A 19458-nucleotide genomic window follows, 5' to 3' on the forward strand; every position below is an offset into this window, starting at 1 on the left:
GATGTCAACAAACGTAAGTTCGGCCACGGAGAGGGAGTCGTATGACACAGCCGACGACGGTGTTGCTCCCGACGACGGAGTGGACGGCTGCCTGTGGCGAAGTAGCCGCCCAGCTACGACCGGCGGACGAATTGCTGGTCATCTGCGACGGCGCGGACGACCCAGTCGCCGACGCGGGCGAACGTGTGGCCGGCGTCGAAGTCGTCGTCGCCGGTGAACCCACAGGGTGCTCGGGCAAGGCCAACGCCATCGACGCAGGCATGGAGCAGGCGAGCAACGAACGGATCGTCTGGACGGACGACGACTTCCACCACCCAGCGGGGTGGCTCGATACCCTCCGAGCGGACTACGAGAAACACGGTCCTGCTTCGGAAGTCCCCTTTTTCGTCCGAAAGGACCCGCTCGCAGTCCTGCTCGAACCGGTCTACGCCTTTGGCGGGACGCTCGGGACGTGGGCCGGCGACATCGCCTGGGGCGGAGCCGTGATCTTCGACCGCTCGGACCTCGACGAGGACGCCTTCCGCGCCGACTTGCGTCGATCGATCAGCGACGACGGCATCCTCGGCGAGCACCTCGACGTGACGACGCTGCGTCGAGCGCGGACGGTCACGTCCGGCGGGTCGATCAGGGACTCGCTCGAACGGTTCGTCCGCTTCCAGAAACTCGTCCGCTTTCACGCGCCGGGGACCGCCATCGCCAACGCCGTCGGGGCCACGCTCGGAACGGCACTCTGCGTGCGCTTCCCGCTCGCGATGATCGTCTGCACGACCGCCTGCTACGGCGCGATCTACGCCTCGTTCGGTCGCACCCGCTGGACGTTCCTGCTCGCCTTCCCGGCGACGCTCCTGCTCGTCCCGCTGCTTGCCTACGCCTACGCGCGACGAACCTTCGTCTGGGGCGGGCGGCGCTACCGCTGGCGACGCAAGTTCGAGATCGAAATCGTCGACTGACGAGTGAAAGGCTGCGCCTCCGGCGCGGGACACTCAGTACGACTTCGCGAAGTACGCCGTACACCGACCGTTTCCTTCGTCGGGTTCCCTCACGTGGCTCGGGAACCACTCCTCGCAAAACGTCGGCGAAAACGATCCGGTGCCTCACTCCGTTCGGCACCGGCGAAACCGCGCCTCCGGCACGGGACACTCAGTACGACTTCGCGAAGTACGCCGTACACCGACCGTTTCCTTCGTCGGGTTCCCTCACGTGGCTCGGGAACCACTCCTCGCAAAACGTCGGCGAAAACGATCCGGTGCCTCACTCCGTTCGGCACCGGCGAAACCGCGCCTCCGGCACGGGACACTCAGTACGACTTCGCGAAGTACGCCGTACACCGACCTTTTCCTTCGTCGGGTTCCCTCACGTGGCTCGGGAACCACTCCTCGCAAAACGTCGGCGAAAACGATCCGGTGCCTCACTCCGTTCGGCACCGGCGAAACCGCGCCTCCGGCGCGGTACACTCAGTACGACTTCGCGAAGTACGCCGTCTCCTCGGCGTCTTCACCACAGATCGCGCATTCGTCGTGGATCGGTTCCTCGTCGCGGTCGAGGGGGACCATCACGATCTCGGCGGCGATGGCCTCCTTGATCGGCTCCTCGCAGTCCTCGTCGCCACACCAGCCACACTTGACGTAGCCGCCGTGCTGGCCGATGGTCCCGAGGATTTCCTCCCGCGACGTGGCTTCGCGAATCTCGCCTTCGAGCGTCTCCTCGGCGTCGGCGTACAGTTTGGCGAAGACCTCGTCGAGGTGGTCCCGTACCGTCGCTTCGAGGTCCGCTCGGGACTCGGTGATCGACTCGCCGTCGGGACGATGCGAGAGGGTGATCTCCCCGTCGTCGACCTCGTTGGGACCGATCTCGATGCGCAGCGGGACGCCCTTGAGTTCCCAGTCGTTGTACTTGAAGCCGGGATTGCGGTGGTCGCGGTCGTCGAGGTGGACGCGGACGCCGGCCTCGTCGAGTTCGGCGGCCACGTCGGCGGCGTACTCCTGAACTTCGTCGACGTTGTCCTCCTGCCAGATTGGGACGACGACGACTTGCTTGGGTGCGAGCGTCGGCGGGAGGACGAGACCCTGATCGTCGGAGTGGGTCATGATGAGCGCCCCCATCGCACGCCACGAGAGACCCCACGAAGTGGTGTGGGCGGTCGCCTCTTCCTCGTCCTCGTCGACGTAGGTGATGTCGAACGCCTCTGCGAAGGAGGTGCCCAGATAGTGGGATGTCGCGGCCTGCACCGTCTTGCCGTCGGGCATCAGCGTCTCGACCGTCGTCGTCGTATGTGCGCCGGGGAACTTGTCGTGGGCGGGCTTGCGACCTTTCAGCGGCGGCATCGCCAGCACGTCCTCGTACAGTTTCTCGTACTGTTCGAGGCGGGTCATCGTCTCGTCCCACGCGTCCTCCTCGTCGTGGTGGGCAGTGTGGCCCTCCTGCCAGAGGAACTCCTTGGTGCGGAAGAACGGCTTGGTCTCGGTGGCCTCCCACCGGACGACCGAACACCACTGATTGATCCGCAGCGGGAGGTCACGGTGCGAGCGGGTCCACTGGGCGAGGAACGGCGCGATGATCGACTCGCTCGTGGGCCGGACGGCCAGTCGCTCTTCGAGTTCCTCGTTGCCGCCGTGGGTCACCCACGCGACCTCGGGATCGAACCCTTCGACGATGTCTTTCTCCCGTTCGAGGTAGCTCTCGGGGATGAACAGCGGGAAGTAGGCGTTCTGGACGCCGGTGTCCTTGAACCACCCGTCGAGGTGGGACTGGATCTGCTCCCAGATGGCGTACCCACGCGGGCGCGTGACGATGAACCCACCCATCGGCGCGTAGTCGGCCAGTCCAGCCTTCTGGACGACCTCGGCGTACCACTCGCCGGGACTGTGTTCCTTGCTCTCCGTGATCCCGAGTTCCTGCTGCTCGCTCATACGAACACTCTGACACGGGGGGTACAAACCCGCTGTGTTTCGTCAGTCGCGCCGAGCATTTATCCCAGATGAGGGGACCACGTCGTCGTGTCGGTCCCGCGGCCGACCGTCCCCCTCACACGGTCGCGGCACCGACGCTCCGTTTGACTCGTCAGGCACCGATCGTCGTCAGCGACGCCAGCGAGTCGGTGAGATGGCGAACCATCCCGGCACCGTCGAACGACGGGACGGGAGTCACGTCGACGGCGTAGAACTCGCCGTGGTCGTCCGCGACGAAGTCGACGGCGATGGCGCGGGCGTCGAAACGGTCCAGCAGTTCACGGATGCGCGTCGCGAGCTGGACACGGACCTCCGTCTCGTCGAGAAGCCCGTCCTGACCCGAGAGTTCCGTCCGCACAGTCAGCGCCTGCAGATGGGTCTCGATCCCGTCGTCGAGAGCGTAGTAGCGGTGACGAATCGAATCGTCGCCGACCACCTGCTGGTAGAAATCGACCGCGCCGCCGATGGCCGGTGGGCCGTCCCAGCGGTAGCGAGTCGTGCCGACGAAGCCGTCACCGGGGTCGTCGAAGCGGACCTCGGGGACGCGACAGCCGATCCGTTCGAGGGCGTTGAACGCCACGAGGCGACAGGACAGGGTCGTCGTCGGGACGAACCCGTTCCACGTCTCGACGCCGTTTCGATCGGCGTAGGACAGCGCCGCAAACGACTGTCGACGCGCGACACGGTTCGCGAGGGCGTCCAGCCGGTCGATCTGGGCACGGCTGATCGGTTCGCTCGGCGGCAGAAACTCCACTTCGAACCCCCGGGCAGCGAGGCGCTCGGCCGCCCGGCCGAAGACGGCGTCGTCCGGCGGGCAGATGACCCCGATCGTGTCCATGATCGCCACCACGAAGGCGGGTTTGAAAAGCGTATGGTCGACTGTCAAAAGTCACCGGACGGCAAGCCCTCGTCCGGGTCGACCGCGAACGGACTGGGCGACTCACGCCACGGCCAGCCGGGAAGCCGCGTCTGGAACCCCGCAGCGAGCGCTGCGTCGAGGTCGTCCTGTCCCGCGCCGGCATTGCCGCCGGTCGGGTCGTCCTGTCCCGCGCCGGCATTGCCGCCGGTCGGGTCGTCCTGTCCCGCGCCGGCATTGCCGCCGGTCGGGTCGTCCTGTCCCGCGCCGGCAGTGCCGGCCGAGCGATCAGGCGTGTCGTCTGTCGCTACATCGGCGTAGTGGAAGGTGGCTTCGGCGAGCAAGCGGAGTGGCTGGTCGCCTGCGATCGTCGCCGCCAGTTCGCGCCCGAGGAGTTCGTCGACGACGAACCCCGGATAGTCGCCTTCGACATCGAGATCACGCAACAGGCCGGTCAGGGCGGCGATATTGACCGCCCGGTCGCCGTCGGCGAAGACCTCGTCGACCGCGTCGCGGTAGACCGGCTCGTCGACGGCCCCGACAGTCACGTCGAACTCCGACCCGAGGCGCTCGCGCGTCTCGTTTATCAGTGGGACGATCACGTCGGCCCGCTCGCGGACCCAGTCGCGCTCCCGTTCGACCGTCTCGGGGGTCACGTACATACGATTTCGTCGGCGGCCAGCCACTACGTTCTGTCGCCGGCCGACCCACCGATTCGTGGGTGTCCGGGGTCGATTTTTGCGAAGGCTTTTATTACCTGAGGGGGATACGCTCATCTAGAACCGGTTTTCCGGGCACCGTTTGCAGCCTGGAGTACTCGACCGTAGCCGATTACGTCAACTATGTTACTACACAGCGTTCGTCCCGCCGGTAGCTGGCAACGACAGGGACGCCACTCTTCTGAGCTATGAGTACGGTAGACAAGCAACTCGAGACGGTGCGAGAAACGATCGACGAAGAGGTCCCTCGCGACATCACCATCTCCGAGGTCACCTACGAGGGGCCGGAGCTCGTCATCTACACGCGCCATCCCAAGAAGTTCGCCCGCAACGGCGATCTCGTGCGCCGGCTGGCGAGCAGGCTCCGCAAGCGAATCACCGTCCGGCCCGACCCGGACGTGCTGACACGCCCCTCACAGGCCAAAGAGGAGATCAGATCGGTCGTCCCCGAGGAAGCGGGCGTCACCGACATGAACTTCCACGCCGATACGGGCGAAGTCGTCATTCAGGCCCAGAAACCCGGCGTCGTCATCGGACGCAACGGTGAGACGCTCCGGGAGATCACCCAGCGCGTCGGCTGGACGGCCGACGTGGTACGCACGCCGCCGATCGAATCCTCGACGGTCGCGAACGTTCGAAACTTCCTCCAGCAGGAACGCGACGACCGTCGGGACGTACTGGAACGCGTCGGCCGCCAGATCCACCGCGAACCGATGTCCAACGACGAGTACGTTCGGATCACGTCACTCGGGGGCTGTCGAGAGGTCGGGCGCAACGCCTTCATCCTCTCGACGCCGGATACGCGCATCCTGATCGACTGTGGCGACAAGCCGGGGGCCGACGACGGGACGCCATACCTCGAAGTCCCCGAAGCGTTCGGGGCCGGCGCGAACGCCATCGATGCGGTCGTGCTCACCCATGCCCACCTCGATCACTCGGCGCTCGTCCCGCTGTTGTTCGAGTACGGCTACGATGGCCCGATCTACTGTACGGAGCCGACGCGGGACCTGTTTGGCTTGCTCACTCTCGATTACATCGACGTGGCCGCCTCGGACGGGCGCTCACCGCCGTACGACTCGGAACAGGTTCGCGAGGCGCTCAAACACACCATCACGCTCGAATACGGGGACGTGACCGACATCGCGCCGGACGTGAAGCTGACGTTGCACAACGCCGGCCACGTCCTCGGCTCGGCGGTCACGCACTTCCACATCGGTGACGGGCTGTACAACGTCGCCTTCTCCGGCGACATCCAGTACGACGACACACGCCTGTTCGACGGCGCGACCAACGAGTTCCCCCGCGTCGAGACGCTCGTCCTCGAATCGACCTACGGTGGCCGCAACGACTACCAGACAGATCAGGACGACTCCGAGCGAAAGCTCAAAGAGATCATCACCGACACCGACGACCGCGACGGGAAAGTCCTGATCCCGACCGTCGCCGCCGGTCGCGCACAGGAACTCATGCTCGTCCTCGAAGAGGCAATGGGCGAGGGGGCGATTCCGACGATGCCGATCCACCTCGACGGCATGATCTGGGAAGCGACGGCGATCCACACGACCTATCCCGAATATCTCCGGGACGGACTCCAAGATCGGATCTTCGACGACGACGAGAACCCGTTCCTCGCCGATCAGTTCAACCAGATCGACGGCGGCGATGACGAGCGCCGGGAGATCGCGGCCGGCGACTCCGCGATCGTCCTCTCGCCTGCCGGCATGGTCACGGGCGGACCGATCATGTCCTGGCTCGAACACCTCGGTGAAGACGCCGACTCGACGATGACGTTCGTCGACTATCAGGCAAAGGAGACCCTCGGCCGGCGCATCCAGAACGGCTGGGACGAGATCCCGGTCGGCGGCGACGGCGGGTCGAGCACGGTCGAGATGAACATGACCGTCGAAACCGTCGACGGCTTCTCCGGCCACGCAGACCGGCAGGGACTGGAGAACTTCGTGCGCACGATGAATCCCCGGCCCGAGAAGGTGCTGTGTGTCCACGGCGACGAATCGGCCACACAGGACCTGTCCTCGGAGCTGTATCACGACTACAATCTCCGTACCTTCGCCCCGAAGAACCTCGAAACGTTCCGGTTCGTGTAGCGACGACCGTTTTCGGCTTCGAGTGTCCTGGCCCACCAGTTAAGCCGCTGGCCCGTCCACCTGTGGTATGGACGATTCCCAGTACGAGCGACTGCGAACGCTACGACGCGATCTGCATCGCCATCCCGAACCCGCGTGGCGGGAGTTCTACACCACCGCCAGTCTCGTCGACGAACTCGAAGCGACCGCTGACAAACTGGTCGTCGGCCCCGAGTTCCTGAACGCCGAGGAACGCATGCAGGTCCCCGACGCGGCGACGCTGGCCGAGTGGCGCGAGCGCGCACTCGATGCCGGGGCCGACCCCGAGACCGTCGATCACCTCGGTGACGGGGAGACGGGGCTGCTGGCCGTCCTCGACCGAGGCGAGGGACCGACGGTCGGACTCCGCGTCGACATCGACGGCCTGCCCCGCGAAGAGTCGACCGACCCGTCCCACGAACCGGTCGCCGAGGGCTTCCGGTCCGAGACCGGTGCGATGCACGCCTGCGGCCACGACGCACACGCCGCCATCGGCGTCGGCGTCTTCGAGGCCATCGCCGAGAGCGACTTCGCGGGGACGCTGAAGGTGTTCTTTCAGCCAGCCGAGGAGGTCGTCGGCGGTGCGAAGGCGATCAGGAACGACCACCTCGACGACGTGGATGCCCTGCTCGCGGTCCACATCGGTCTCGACCACCCGACGGGTGAGGTCGTCGCCGGTGTCACGGACTTTCTCGCAGTGAGCCAGTTCCACGCCGACTTTACCGGTGAGCCGGCCCACGCCGGCGGGCACCCGGCACAGGGACGCAACGCCGTGCAGGCGATGGCCGCGGCCGTCCAGAACCTCTATGCCATCCCGCGCAACGAGGGCGGGCCGACGCGGATCAACGCCGGTGTCGTCGAGGGTGGCACGGCCTCGAACATCATCCCCGAGCACGCGAGCATCGAGGGCGAGGTCCGTGGTGAGACGACCGAACTGATGACGTACATGCGCGAGCGCGCCGACGAGGTGGTCGAACACGCCGCCGAGATGCACGACTGCGAGTGGTCGATCGAACGCACCGGCCAAGCACCCAGTGCCGAGAACGACGACGAACTCGTCGATCTGGGCTACGAGGCCGCGGAGACGGTCCCCGGCGTCGCCTCGCGCCTGCGGACGGCCCCGCTCGGTGGCAGCGAGGACGCGACCGTGCTCATGAGCCGCGTCCAGGAGACCGGCGGGAAAGCAGCCTACGTCTGTGTCGGCACCGACCATCCCGGCGGCCACCACACGGCGACGTTCGACGTAGACGAGCCATCGCTGGCGATCGGTGTCGACTGGCTGTCGGCGACGATCCAGCGAATCGCAAAACAGCGATCCTAAACTTTCGACCAGGTGGTGAGTCGCGCCAACCGGTCGCCATCCGACCCGGTCCACGTGACCTCGACGGTCGCCCCGGAGAGATCGAGGTCCGTGCCATTCCCGTCCAGCGCCCCACCGGTGACGGTGACGGCAGTGTCTGGCGTGAACTGGCTGTCGGCCGCGAGCGCGCCGAACCGGGCGATGGGATACCGGCCGTTCGGATCGCCAGTCGCACGCCGATAGTCGGCACCGGTGATCGTCACGACGAGCGCACGCGCATCGACCGAGTCACCACTCGCGTGGCCGATTCTGAGTTGGGCTGTTGTCTCCGACTGGTCGTACTCGAACTCGAACGCGACCGTGGGCACACCACTATCTGTCGCGCCACTCAATCCGGTCAGAAACACGGTGGCCGTCGTCGCGAGTAACACGGTGATCGCGAGGAGAGAGACGACACTGAACGGCGGCGTGAACCCCCCGTCGCTGTGTCGGAACTGATCCTGTTGCATGGTCGGCACACCCCTCGGCCGACGGCCCGGAACCCCCCAGTTCCAGCCGCCGAGTCGTCTGGCCCGTGTGGGTTTGGTATACAGTATCGTGGCACTGTCTTAAGCATTTTGTCGGGAGAAAAGAAGTCGGGTGGTCGCGTCAGTACTTCGGATCTGCACCGGTGACGGCGTAGATTTCGTCCATCAGATCGTCGCGCTCGGCCTGCCAGCGGTCGAACTCGCTCGGACTGGACGGATAAGACTCGTAGTGATCGAGGAGTTTGTCCGCGAGTTGCTTGGTCTGGTAGAGATCGTAGATGGTGCTCCAGTGGCCGAAGCTCTTGATCGCTGTCTTGAGTTTCAGCCCGAGACCGATGTCTGCCGATCCCGAGTACAGTGCGTCGGCGATGCTCGTCGCGGGCAGGGCGGCGAGCAGCCCCATCAGATCGTCCACGTCGTACGCGGTCGTGAAGATGTTGTACACGTCGAGCGCAGCGTAGCGTGCGCCGAAGTGATCCATCACACGCTCGTTGTACTCCCAGAGCGCGGCCTCCTCATCGACGCGACCGGCTTCCATCGCTTCGATGGCTTGCTCGCCGGCGTACTGGCCGGCGTAGGCCGCCCCGGCGATGCCGCCGCCGGTCGTCGGATTGACGTGGCCGGCCGCGTCACCGACCGCCATGAAGCCCGGCGCGACCGCCGAGTCGTAGGGGCGGCGGGTCGGGAGCGCTGCCCCGAGTTTGTCCTGTACCTCGGCGTTCTCGAACTCCGGGCGACCCTGCAGGTCGCGTTTGAGATCGTCGACCAGTTCCATCGGCTCCTCGGTCATCTGGAAGCCAAGCCCGACGTTGATCTCCGTGTCCGTGCGCGGGAAGTACCAGACGTACCCCGCCGCGCGCTTGGCCGGCTTGAACACCAGCGCGTCGTCCCACGGCACCGGCTCTTCGGTCTCGACGATCTCGCGGTACGCAGAGCAAAACTGCGAGTAGGTGACGTTCGTGTCGAAGGTCGAATCGCCGAGGTCGGCCTTCTCTTGGATGATCGACAGCGCGCCCGCGGCGTCGATGACGAGGTCGGCCGCGTACTCGACGTGGTCGCCCTGCCGGATCGCTTCGAGACCGGTGACGCGACCGCTGTCGTCCTGCTGTACGTCCTGGACGACGGTGTCGTAGTGGAACTCGACGCCCGCCTCGTCCGCGCCCTCGATCAGGAGTCGCCCGTACTCCCAGCGGTCGATGACGGCCAGTTCGCCCGGCACCGGAATCTCCAGTACGGTGTCCTCTTCGGGAATCTCGAAGCGGCCGTGGTCGACGCCGGTGTTCGTGAACGCGCCCTCGATCTGGGACTTCGGGATGGCCGACGGGAAGTTCGAAGCCCCCTTCAGCGCGTCCCCGCAGGCGATGTGGCCCGCCTCCTCGGCGTCCTTGCGCTCGGCGATGACCACGTCGTATCCTTCGTGGGCCAGCGTCGCCGCGGCGTAACAGCCCGACGTGCCCGCACCGACGACGGCCACGTCGTACTCGTGGGTAGTCATGGACGGGACTGTACTCCCGAGGGAGAAAACTCTTTATTCCGACGACGAGGAATCTGTCGGTTCGTCGTGGTCTCTGGACGGTCCACCATCGAATGTCGGCCCCCACACCGCCCTATCGTTTCGAACTCCCCAATCTACCGTCGTCGGGCACCCAGTAGCACGCCGCCGAGCGTGAGCGTCCCCGCGAGTGCGAGTGCGGCGAGCGAGAGGATGTTCGTGAGAACACGCAGGAACCCGGACTCGCCGGACGAGGAAGGCGTACCCGTCTGAGTGGTCTCGCCCGTGGGTGGTGGAGCGCTGCCACCGGTACGGAGTCGTCCCGCCCGAATACCCTCGACCGCGACGATCCCGCTCTCGGCCTCGAACTCCAGCGAGACCGCTGCACGCTCACCGGGGGCGAGACGCACCGTCTCAGTGGCGACTGGCTCGCCGTCCAGCGTCGCTGTCAGCGTCCGTGTGGCCGGTTCGGACCCGTTGTTGGAGACCGTCACACGGACCGTGGCGTTCAGGCCCTGCCGGAGCCAGTCCCACGGCGATTCGATGTCGGTGATCTCGATGGCGCTGTCGCCGTCGGTCGCGCCCTCGCTGGCTCCCATCGCTTCGAGTGTCATCGCTGTCGATGTCACACGTTCGGTTCGAGTCGTCGTCTCTGTCTCCGCAACGCCCGCTGTCGCCGTGGCAGTTTCCGTCGATGTCGGCGCGGCAGTGGCTGTCCGCGTGGGCGTGGCGGTGGCTGTCCGAGCAGGCATGGCTGTGGAGGTGGGGGTCGCCGTGGCTGTTTCGGTCGGTGTCACGGGATTGGGATCAGACGACGGGTCGGAGACCAAATCGGAGTCCGACGGTGGATCAGGGTCCGAGTCTGCGTCCGACGGTGCGTCCCGTTCTGTCTGCGTCGCAGTCGGCATCGACGTTGCCGTGGGTGTCGGCGTTGCAGTGGCCGTTGCCGTGGGTGTCGGCGTTGCAGTGGCCGTCGCCGTGGGTGTCGGCGTTGCAGTGGCCGTCGCCGTTGCTGTCGGTGTATCCGTCGCTGTCTGTGTTGCGGTCGCCGTCGCTGTACGTGTCTCGGTTGCTGTCGCTGTCTTCGTCGTCACAGTCTCGGTCGGGGTCGCGGATGCAGTCGCTGTCTCCGACTCGTCGCCATCCTCGTCATCGCCGTCTTCGGTCTCGTCCTGTTCGTCGCCATCCTCGTCCTCGTCGTCCCAGAACCAGTCGTCGTCATCCTCCTCGTCGTCTTCCCAGGGCCACGAATCGTCTTCTTCACCATCGCTGCTCTCGTCGTCTTCGCTTTCGTCGTCCTCTCGGTCCTCGTCTTCCGTGTCGTCTTCATCGTCGTCCCACGGCCACTGGTCGTCGTCGCTGTCGTCTTCATCGTCTTCCCACGGCCACTGGTCGTCATCGTCGCCGTCCTCGGGGGCCGTCCGGTCGTTGGCGGCGGTCTCGACGAGCGGTGCCTGTCCGTCGATGCTGGAGCCACTCGCAGCGGCGACCCCGGACAGCGTAAGCAGTGCCACGAGCCAGAGTACGGCGAGCTTTCCCATAGGCCCGCGAATCGCGACACGTGGTTTGTTATGTCCAGCGAAAGCCCGATAAGCAGTGTTTACATCGCGGCGACGGAGACCCGATTCGACCGATAACAAGAGTTTTGCCGAGTGGTTTCGAACGCCGGGTATGACCGAGTACACCGTCGAGTTCGTGGGGACCGGCGAGAAGATCACGGTCTCCGACAAAGAGACGATCCTGAGCCGGTGTCTCGAAGCGGGGATCGCACAGGAGTACTCCTGTCGCGTCGGGATGTGTCTGGCCTGTTCCGCCGAGATCGTCGAGGGCGAGGTCGTCCAGCCCGCCGCGCGCGGCCTGACCGAGACAGAGCGCGAACGCTACGCACTGACGTGTATGGCCCGTCCAGCGTCGGATCTGAAGCTCGACCGCGGCAAGTACCCACCGAGTATCGAACAGCCCGAAATCGGTTCGGAAAGCGGTGAGGATCCGGCTGCCGCGGACGATTGACGATATTAATTCGAGACACCGGCGCAGAAACAAGCAGTAAGCGCTCGTATCGCTCTACAAGGCAGCCTTTCTACGCGTATCAGAGGCGTTGACACGCGCTTCGACGAAGGACAGATCATATAAGCGAGTGGCTCCTATGGGTAATCGAACAGTTGCAGACCCGCGCCAGGGGACAGCCGTCGAAGACTGCCACACTTCCACAATCATGACCAGCCGCGTATACAGACTTCATTCGACGCTCGAACTGCCACTCGAAGACACATACGACTTTTTCGACGAAACCGATCTTCCGCCGGAAATCACCGACGTAGAGATCACGCGACGAAACAACACGCTGATCATCAGCGCCGTCTCGGCCGACGACACGATCAGCAAGTACACGCCGACGGCACAGCTCAAAGCCAGCGTGACGGAGAATCGCGTCTACGAAGAAGACCCCGACGAAGTCAACGGTCCCGGTCCCGGCCCGAGTGGTGGCGGTGGCAGTCCCCAGTGGGGTGCGTTCGAAGAGGAAGAAGAGGAGATTCCCTCCGAACTCGTCGAATACGCCTGCTTCAAGGGCGATCTAGAGACCGTCCTCCAGAACACGGCGTTGCAGTATCCGATGTTCCAAGTCCTCTGTGAGGTCGCCAAAAACGCCGAGAAGGGCACGCTTACTGCGATCGTCTGCGTCGACGAGGAACTCGAAGCCGTCCGCATCGTCGACGGCGAGGAACGGCCCGCGACGATCAACGTCGCCGAAGAACCCCGCGACGACGAGGGCGAAGACAGCGTCGACTGGCGCAACAACGACTTCATCAGCTAATCCGGCTGCTCCCGCTCGCTGTCCCTCCAGTTACACAGCTCCAGTAGTGACGACTTCGGGCCGGCACTGGGAAGTCTCGTCTCGACCCCAAACTGATACCACGCCCCACACCGAAACTGGAGTATGCGAGAGGCGTACATCGTCGACGCGGTGCGGACGCCATTCGGGAAGCACGAGGGGTCCTTCCGTGACACGCACCCACAGGACCTCGCGGCGGCACCGCTCGGGGCGCTGGCCGACCGAAACGAGTTCGACGGTGGCGAGACGGTCGAGGACGTGCTGTACGGTTGTGTCGTCCCGACCGGCGAGCAGGGGATGAACATCGCTCGGCTCGCGCCGCTGGTCGCCGGCTGGGGTGACAGTGTTCCGGGCGTCCAGTTGAATCGAATGTGTGGCTCGGGCCAGCAAGCAGTCACGTTCGCAGCCGATCAGATCAAAGCGGGCACCCACGACGTACTGTGTGCGGGCGGCGTCGAACACATGACACGGGTGCCGATGGGGAGCGACAGTCCATCCGAGCGCAACAGCTACGCCGATCCCGAGAGCGTCACCGAGACCTACTTCGAGCACGTCGAGGAACTCACGACGCAGGGCGAGGGTGCCGAGCGAATCGCCCAGCAGTGGGAGCTATCCAGAACCGAGGTCGATCGGATCGCCGTCGATTCACAGCGGCGCTGGCAAGCGGCCGCCAGAGCGGGCCACCACGACGAACAGGTCGTCCCCGTCGAGACCACGCTGGACGGCGAATCCGTCGTCGTCACGGAGGACGAACACCCGCGACCAGAGACTGATCTGGACACGCTCGCCGAGTTGCCGCTAGTGTTCCGCGAGGACGGCGACGGCGTCCACCACGCGGGCAACGCCTCGGGCATCGTCGACGGTGCGGCGGCGACGCTGGTCGCCAGCGCCAAAGCCTGCGACGAACACGGCTGGGACCCGCTGGCCCGAATCGTCGACGCCCACGTCGTCGGTGTCGATCCGACGACGATGCTCACCGGTCCGATTCCGGCGACCCGGACGCTACTCGCCGACAACGGCCTGACGGTCGACGACATCGACCGCTTCGAGGTCAACGAAGCGTTCGCGGCCGTGATCGGGGCGTGGCTCGACGAGACCGGGGCCGACTGGGAGCGCACGAACGTCTGGGGTGGTGCGATCGCTCACGGCCACCCGCTCGGTGCGACCGGTGCGGCACTGCTCGGAAAGTTGCCCTATCAGCTCGATGCCTGTGACGGCCAGTACGGGCTCTGTACGATGTGTATCGGCTTCGGGCAGGGGATCGCAACCCTCGTCGAACGAGTGTAGGTCCGCGCACTTCGAAGGGATACGTCGGATCGGTTACTCGGACGACGCGTGCTCGTCCATGCGGACGGTCAGGACCGGCACGTTCGAGGTTCGGACGACCCGTTCGGTGACGCTCCCGAGCATGAATCGGTCGAGGCCAGTCCGACCGTGCGTGCCCAGCACGACGAGGTCGATCCCGTTGTCCGCGACGTACTCCATGATCTCTCGGTGTGGCGCGCCGTAGCGAACGGCGGTGACGACATCGCCACCGTCGAGTGCCGACGCGACCGAGTCGACGAGTTCCCGTGCGTGTTCCTCGAACACGTCGGGATCGAACGTTTCGATACTCATCGCCGAGGTCTGGGTCTCGTGAGGTTCGGCGACGACGCCGGGTTCGATCTCGTCGTGACGTTCGCTGATCATCCCGGTGTGGGGTCGTCTGGTGTCGACGACGTGGAGGACGTGCAGCGTCGCCCCGTAGGTCTCGGCGATGTTGCGGGCGTGTTCCATCGCGACTGCGGCACCGTCACTCCCGTCGGTCGGGAACAGAATCGTGTCGTACATATTCACCACGCCCTATCATTCAGTTTCGTCTACCATTAAGCGACAGGTCCGTTCGAGACAGTGCGGGAGCCGAATTATGGCGTCGCTACCCGGCGACTCGCTCGGTCAGTGCCAGCGTCACCTCGGCTTCGATCCACGCTGCGACCACGATCATGACGACGGCGACACCGTAGAGAAAGGCGGCCTCCTTGATATCACGGCCCGAGACCAGTTCGTCGCTGCGACCCCGAACGTACCGATAGGTCCGGTGACCGAAGCGAAAGCCGATCGCGGCGACCAGCAAGATAGCGGGAATCTCGATGATCCCGTGGGGTGCGATCAACATGAAAACGGTCAGGGCCGACAGTTCGCGCATCGCGATCTGGATTACGGCACCGACGACGACGCCGTTGAGCACGAGGACGAACCCCGAGAACAGACCGATCGAGACCGCACCGAGCAACGCGACAGTGATCGCGATCAGGTTGTTGACGAGGATCGTGACGAACGTGATCTCGTTCGGGAAGAACTGCGCCCCGCCGGCCTCGCCCCGCAAGAACGAGGCTGGGACCTGTGTGCCCAGTAAGAAGCCGGCGACGATACTCACTGCAAAGAGGGCGGCCGCCGCGGGGACGTACCCACGCACCCACCGCGCTGCGACCGTTCGGGCGTACTGTCCTCGCATGCCAAAAAGATGATCCCGCGGTAGCTTAACCCTCGGGGACGACAGCGGCGGAACGGTATGTGGGTGACCCACACACGTGTCGCCGCTCCAAAAAGTACTTACGGCATTTCTAATTATATCTCATTACCGATGAGCGAACAAGCGAGTTTCCCGGACTACCTCGACGTCGACTACAGCGACGGCGAGGGCGAGTCGCCAGAGGACTACCCGTCGATCAACCACAAGATCGAGAAGGCCATCGAGGTCACCAAGACGGGTCTCGAACAGTACGAGAACCCGGTCGTCATGTGGACCGGCGGCAAGGACTCGACGCTCACGCTGTACTTCGTCAAGGAAGTCGCCGACCGCTTCGATCTGGAAGTCCCACCGGTCGTCTTCATCGACCACTACCAGCACTTCGACGAACTCATCGACTTCGTCGAGCACTGGGCCGACGAGTGGGACCTCGAAGTCATCTGGGCGCGCAACACCGACGTGGGCGAGTACGTCGACGAGAACGGTCTCACCCCCGGTGACGACATCCCGATCGAGGACCTCTCGGAACACAATCAGCACCACGTCCGCGAGATCCTCGAATACGAGGAAGACACCTTCCCGTTCCTGCTGGACACCTACGTCGGCAACCACCTCCTGAAGACGGTGGCGCTCAACGACACCATCGAAGAACACGACGTGGACGGTATCCTGTCGGGCATCCGCTGGGACGAGCAGGAGTCCCGCGCCGACGAGACGTTCTTCTCGGCGCGCCACGACCCCGACATCTACCCGCCCCACGACCGGATCCAGACGATCCTCCAGTTCGCCGAGGCCGACGTGTGGGAGGCCTTCTGGAACTTCGTCGTCCCGGACACCGTCGAGGAGTTCCCGGACGAAGGCTACGTCCCGCAGGGTCAGGACGACCTCCCCGAGGGCGTCGAGAAGGAGGACGTGCCGGTCTCACCCAAGTACTTCGCTGGGTTCCGTTCGCTGGGCAGTGAAGTCTCGACCGACAAATCCGCCGAAGAGCCAGCATGGCTGCAGGACATGGCGAACACGACCGAGCGCGCGGGCCGCGCCCAGGACAAAGAGGACCTGATGGAGCGCCTGCGCGACCTCGGCTATATGTAAAATCCGCTGCATTTCCCCCGAGAGTCCGTCCCGTTTTCGGACCATCTCTCCCGTTCGAACGCCGGTCTGGTCGGGCGACGACCATCGTCGGTCGCTCCACTGTAGCAGATCCGTTCGTCGCCACTTTGGCGAGCCAGAACAACGATTAGAAGTTCGTCTGACAGATTCCGCACGTAGCCTTTCAGCGCTTTTCAGCCCCATTCCTTAGCAATCTAATAGGCTTATCTCAACGATTGATTTAAATCACAAAAGAAAAATAGCTCTTAATTCATTACAGTATCGAACCGTGGGATCGGGGGGCCGTCTCATGCGGGTATCGATGTCACGGTGATCGAGGCTGTTCGATAATGTCAGAACACACTAGTTACGATCGGCGATCGATACTGAAGCGCATCGGCGCAGCCACAGCACTGGCCGGCATGGCCGGTCAGGGCTCGGGGGACAATCAAGAGACGAGAACGATTCTCATCGGGCTCAAAGCGGGTGCGACGCTGGATGACGCCAAGTCCGAAATCGCCGCCGACCCGGATATTCCCGACGGGGCGACGATCACGCACTTCAACGAGAAGATCGATTACGCTCGCGTCGAAGTGCCAGAGACACCGGAGGTCGCCTCCGCAGATGGCGGTGCCGAGAAGCTACTCAGCAAGCCATCGTCCATCGAGTACTCCGAAGAACCACCCGAACCGGAACTCGAAATCGTCGAGAGCGAACCGGCGGACGTCGATCCGAACGACCCACAGGCCGACAGCCAGTGGGGGATCGGCGCCATCAACGCGCCAGCGGCCTGGGAGCAGACGCTGGGATCGCTCGATACGACGGTCGCGATCGTCGACAACGGACTCGACTACGACCACGTCGACCTCGCCGACCGGATCGGCGACGATGTCGGCGGACCGAAAGATACACTCGATCCGAGCGGAGCGGACCACGGGACCCACGTCGCGGGCATCTCGGCCGGGACGACCGGGAACGGGACCGGAATCGCGGGCGTCAGCAACAGTCGCCTGCTGGGGTATAACTTCCGCAACTCCGAAGACAACATCGTGGCGGCGAGCGATCTCGGTGCCGACGTGATCAACTGCTCGTGGTCGGTTCCGAGCCGGAGCGAAACGATCGCTCGGGCGATCGAGTACGCGACCGACAACGGCACACTCGTCATCGCGGCCTCGGGCAACGACGGCAAAACCGGCTCGATCTCGTATCCTGCCGCGGACGAAAACGTGATCGCCGTGGGGGCGACGAGCGAATCGGGAACCGTCGAAGGATTCTCTAACTCCGGGCCGGCACTGGACCTCGTTGCGCCGGGTGGGGACATCCTGTCGACGACGGTCGACGATAGCTACGGGACGCTGTCAGGCACGTCGATGGCATCACCGATGGTCACCGGCGTCGCAGCGCTCGCGCTGGACAAAGACCCGGACCTGACACCGACGGAGCTGGGCGACCTGCTTCGCGAGACCGCCGTGCCGCTGTCGGGCGTGTCCGACTCCCGCCAGGCAGCGGGGCAGGTCGATGCGAAGGCGCTCCTCGACGCCGTCGGCGACGACAGTGGTGGCGGGGAAGACACCACCGCACCGACGACACCGACCAACCTCACCGCGTCGTCGATCACGGAGACGAGCGTCGACCTCTCGTGGAACGCCGCCAGCGACACGGGTGGCTCCGGACTCGACAGCTACGTCGTGACAGTCGACGGCAGCGACGAGACCACCGTCGCCGCTGGGACGACGAGTGCATCCGTGACGGGACTCTCGGCGGGCACGAGCTACGAATTCGGTGTCCGTGCGGTCGACGCGGCCGGCAACGAGTCGTCCGCGGCGACGGTCACCGCGACGACCGAGGACGACACGGGCGGCGGCAGTCAGTACCCCGAGTGGGACTCGTCAGTCGCCTACACTGGCGGCGACCGTGTCACCTACGACGGTGCCGTCTGGGAGGCAAACTGGTGGACGCGCGGTGACGAACCGGGCACCGGCGGCGAGTACGGGCCGTGGGATAAGGTCGATGGCGACACGCCCACTGACACGCCGACCGATACACCGACGGATACGCCCACTGACACGCCGACCGATACACCGACGGATACGCCGACGGATACGCCCACTGACACGCCGACCGACACACCGACCGATACGCCGACCGACACCCCGGGCGGCGACTATCCGCAGTGGGATTCGTCGGTCGCGTACTCCGGTGGCGACCGCGTCATCTACGATGGCGCGGTCTGGGAAGCCAACTGGTGGACCAGAGGTGACGAACCGGGCACCGGCGGCGAGTACGGTCCCTGGGATCAGGTGAACTGATCGAGCGCCGGGCAGTCACGACGACGCTGTCGGTGGACCAGTCGATCAGGTCCGCTTTCGTGCTCGATGGCGTCGGGTAGCCGTCTGCCAGAGGTGCCAGACGAGCGGCAGCGAGACGATGGTCGCCAGCGCGGCGACGTTGGCCCACGTCGTCACCGAGAGTTTGCCGACGCCCAGACCCGGCGTCGTAGCCAGCAAGGCCAGACCGACCAGCGGGAACGGGGCGGCCAGCCACGGCGTGTCACCGCGGTGGGCGACGACGCCCGCGAGAACGACGAGACCACCGAAAGACGACAGTGCGAGGTGGCCCCACGTACTGTTCGGGCCGACGAGCGGGAGGTAGAACCAGTTTGCGACGAGCGTCAGCCCAAGCCCTTCCGAGAGCGCGGCGATCAGACGGCCCGCGACCCGTGGCTCGCCCGAGCGCAACGAGACCGCCGGCGCGGTCGCTGGCCCGTCGCCTGCGTCGACTGACCCCTGCTCGTCGTCCGGGACCGTCATCTCACACCTTCCGATACTGGTCGTCGTTCCGTTCCAGTCGCTGCTCGTCGACCGCTCGCCCGAGCGCGCGCTGTATCTCCATGCGGTCGACGCCACGCTGTGTCAGCAGCGCCTCGACCTGTCGGCGCGAGCACCAGCCATCCGCCGTGCTCGCCTCCTCGACGGTCGCGACGACGCGACTCGTGATATCTGCCACGACGCCCACTGCGCTCTCGGAGCGTTTGGAAGTTTCGCCGGGAGGACCGTCACCAA

18 protein-coding genes are annotated in these 19458 nt (G+C 65.1%); 8 read left to right on the top strand and 10 right to left on the bottom strand.

Annotated features, from left to right (window positions below; all coding sequences use genetic code 11):
* Positions 1-41 precede the first annotated feature (41 nt).
* Positions 42-950 (top strand): glycosyltransferase family 2 protein, encoded by a 909-nt coding sequence (locus AC5FRW_RS13785; RefSeq protein WP_493569036.1) that lies wholly within the window; start codon positions 42-44, stop codon positions 948-950.
* Positions 951-1454: 504 nt separating this feature from the next.
* On the opposite strand, the gene proS is transcribed toward AC5FRW_RS13785, so the two are convergent.
* The 3 genes from proS to AC5FRW_RS13800 form a co-directional block, all read right to left on the bottom strand.
* A complete protein-coding gene (proS, locus tag AC5FRW_RS13790) occupies positions 1455-2909 on the bottom strand; it encodes a proline--tRNA ligase (protein ID WP_493569037.1) in 1455 nt (484 codons plus the stop codon).
* Between the two features lie 151 nt (positions 2910-3060).
* Positions 3061-3786, bottom strand: coding sequence for a hypothetical protein (locus AC5FRW_RS13795; protein WP_493569038.1), 726 nt, complete (start codon positions 3784-3786; stop codon positions 3061-3063).
* A 44-nt stretch (positions 3787-3830) separates the two neighbouring features.
* Positions 3831-4466 (bottom strand): DUF7984 family protein, encoded by a 636-nt coding sequence (locus AC5FRW_RS13800; protein ID WP_493569039.1) that lies wholly within the window; start codon positions 4464-4466, stop codon positions 3831-3833.
* A 245-nt stretch (positions 4467-4711) separates the two neighbouring features.
* Between AC5FRW_RS13800 and AC5FRW_RS13805 the strand changes: the two genes are divergently transcribed.
* Both AC5FRW_RS13805 and AC5FRW_RS13810 read left to right on the top strand, forming a co-directional pair.
* Positions 4712-6628 carry a beta-CASP ribonuclease aCPSF1 gene (locus AC5FRW_RS13805; RefSeq protein WP_493569040.1) on the top strand — a complete coding sequence of 639 codons (1917 nt, stop codon included), beginning with the start codon at positions 4712-4714 and terminating at the stop codon, positions 6626-6628.
* A 67-nt stretch (positions 6629-6695) separates the two neighbouring features.
* Positions 6696-7967 (top strand): amidohydrolase, encoded by a 1272-nt coding sequence (locus tag AC5FRW_RS13810; protein ID WP_493569041.1) that lies wholly within the window; start codon positions 6696-6698, stop codon positions 7965-7967.
* On the opposite strand, the gene AC5FRW_RS13815 is transcribed toward AC5FRW_RS13810, so the two are convergent.
* The 3 genes from AC5FRW_RS13815 to AC5FRW_RS13825 all read right to left on the bottom strand — a co-directional run bounded on the left by AC5FRW_RS13815 (position 7964) and on the right by AC5FRW_RS13825 (position 11506).
* Positions 7964-8455: a hypothetical protein gene (locus tag AC5FRW_RS13815; protein ID WP_493569042.1), complete on the bottom strand. Its 492-nt coding sequence runs from the start codon at positions 8453-8455 to the stop codon at positions 7964-7966. The two genes, AC5FRW_RS13810 and AC5FRW_RS13815, sit on opposite strands and share 4 nt — an antisense overlap.
* Positions 8456-8594: 139 nt before the next feature.
* Complete coding sequence (locus AC5FRW_RS13820) at positions 8595-9968, bottom strand: geranylgeranyl reductase family protein (RefSeq protein WP_493569043.1); 1374 nt, start codon at positions 9966-9968, stop codon at positions 8595-8597.
* A 134-nt stretch (positions 9969-10102) separates the two neighbouring features.
* Positions 10103-11506: a DUF7407 domain-containing protein gene (locus AC5FRW_RS13825; RefSeq protein ID WP_493569044.1), complete on the bottom strand. Its 1404-nt coding sequence runs from the start codon at positions 11504-11506 to the stop codon at positions 10103-10105.
* A 130-nt stretch (positions 11507-11636) separates the two neighbouring features.
* On the opposite strand from AC5FRW_RS13825, the gene AC5FRW_RS13830 reads away from it, so the two are divergent.
* The 3 genes from AC5FRW_RS13830 to AC5FRW_RS13840 all read left to right on the top strand — a co-directional run bounded on the left by AC5FRW_RS13830 (position 11637) and on the right by AC5FRW_RS13840 (position 14085).
* Positions 11637-11975: a 2Fe-2S iron-sulfur cluster-binding protein gene (locus AC5FRW_RS13830; protein WP_493569045.1), complete on the top strand. Its 339-nt coding sequence runs from the start codon at positions 11637-11639 to the stop codon at positions 11973-11975.
* Positions 11976-12180: 205 nt separating this feature from the next.
* On the top strand, positions 12181-12780 hold the full coding sequence (locus AC5FRW_RS13835; RefSeq protein WP_493569046.1) for a DUF7110 family protein: 600 nt from the start codon (positions 12181-12183) through the stop codon (positions 12778-12780).
* Between the two features lie 123 nt (positions 12781-12903).
* Positions 12904-14085, top strand: coding sequence for a thiolase family protein (locus tag AC5FRW_RS13840; RefSeq protein WP_493569047.1), 1182 nt, complete (start codon positions 12904-12906; stop codon positions 14083-14085).
* 33 nt (positions 14086-14118) lie between these two features.
* Here AC5FRW_RS13840 and AC5FRW_RS13845 read toward each other — a convergent pair whose 3' ends face one another.
* Positions 14119-14628: a universal stress protein gene (locus AC5FRW_RS13845; protein WP_493569048.1), complete on the bottom strand. Its 510-nt coding sequence runs from the start codon at positions 14626-14628 to the stop codon at positions 14119-14121.
* An 85-nt stretch (positions 14629-14713) separates the two neighbouring features.
* The gene (locus AC5FRW_RS13850) at positions 14714-15292 is read right to left on the bottom strand and encodes a stage II sporulation protein M (RefSeq protein ID WP_493569049.1); all 579 of its coding nucleotides are present in this window, start codon (positions 15290-15292) and stop codon (positions 14714-14716) included.
* A 129-nt stretch (positions 15293-15421) separates the two neighbouring features.
* Here AC5FRW_RS13850 and AC5FRW_RS13855 point away from each other — a divergent pair, with 129 nt between their 5' ends.
* Both AC5FRW_RS13855 and AC5FRW_RS13860 read left to right on the top strand, forming a co-directional pair.
* On the top strand, positions 15422-16399 hold the full coding sequence (locus AC5FRW_RS13855; protein WP_493569050.1) for a phosphoadenosine phosphosulfate reductase family protein: 978 nt from the start codon (positions 15422-15424) through the stop codon (positions 16397-16399).
* A 347-nt stretch (positions 16400-16746) separates the two neighbouring features.
* Positions 16747-18705: a S8 family serine peptidase gene (locus AC5FRW_RS13860; protein WP_493569051.1), complete on the top strand. Its 1959-nt coding sequence runs from the start codon at positions 16747-16749 to the stop codon at positions 18703-18705.
* A gap of 45 nt (positions 18706-18750) precedes the next feature.
* Here the strand turns inward: AC5FRW_RS13860 and AC5FRW_RS13865 are convergent, their stop codons facing one another.
* Positions 18751-19206: a hypothetical protein gene (locus AC5FRW_RS13865; protein WP_493569052.1), complete on the bottom strand. Its 456-nt coding sequence runs from the start codon at positions 19204-19206 to the stop codon at positions 18751-18753.
* A 1-nt stretch (position 19207) separates the two neighbouring features.
* Entirely contained in the window at positions 19208-19402 is a 195-nt protein-coding gene (locus AC5FRW_RS13870) for a hypothetical protein (protein WP_493569053.1), read from the bottom strand.
* Positions 19403-19458 lie beyond the last annotated feature (56 nt).

Source organism: Halomicrobium sp. HArcht3-1, assembly GCF_058933345.1.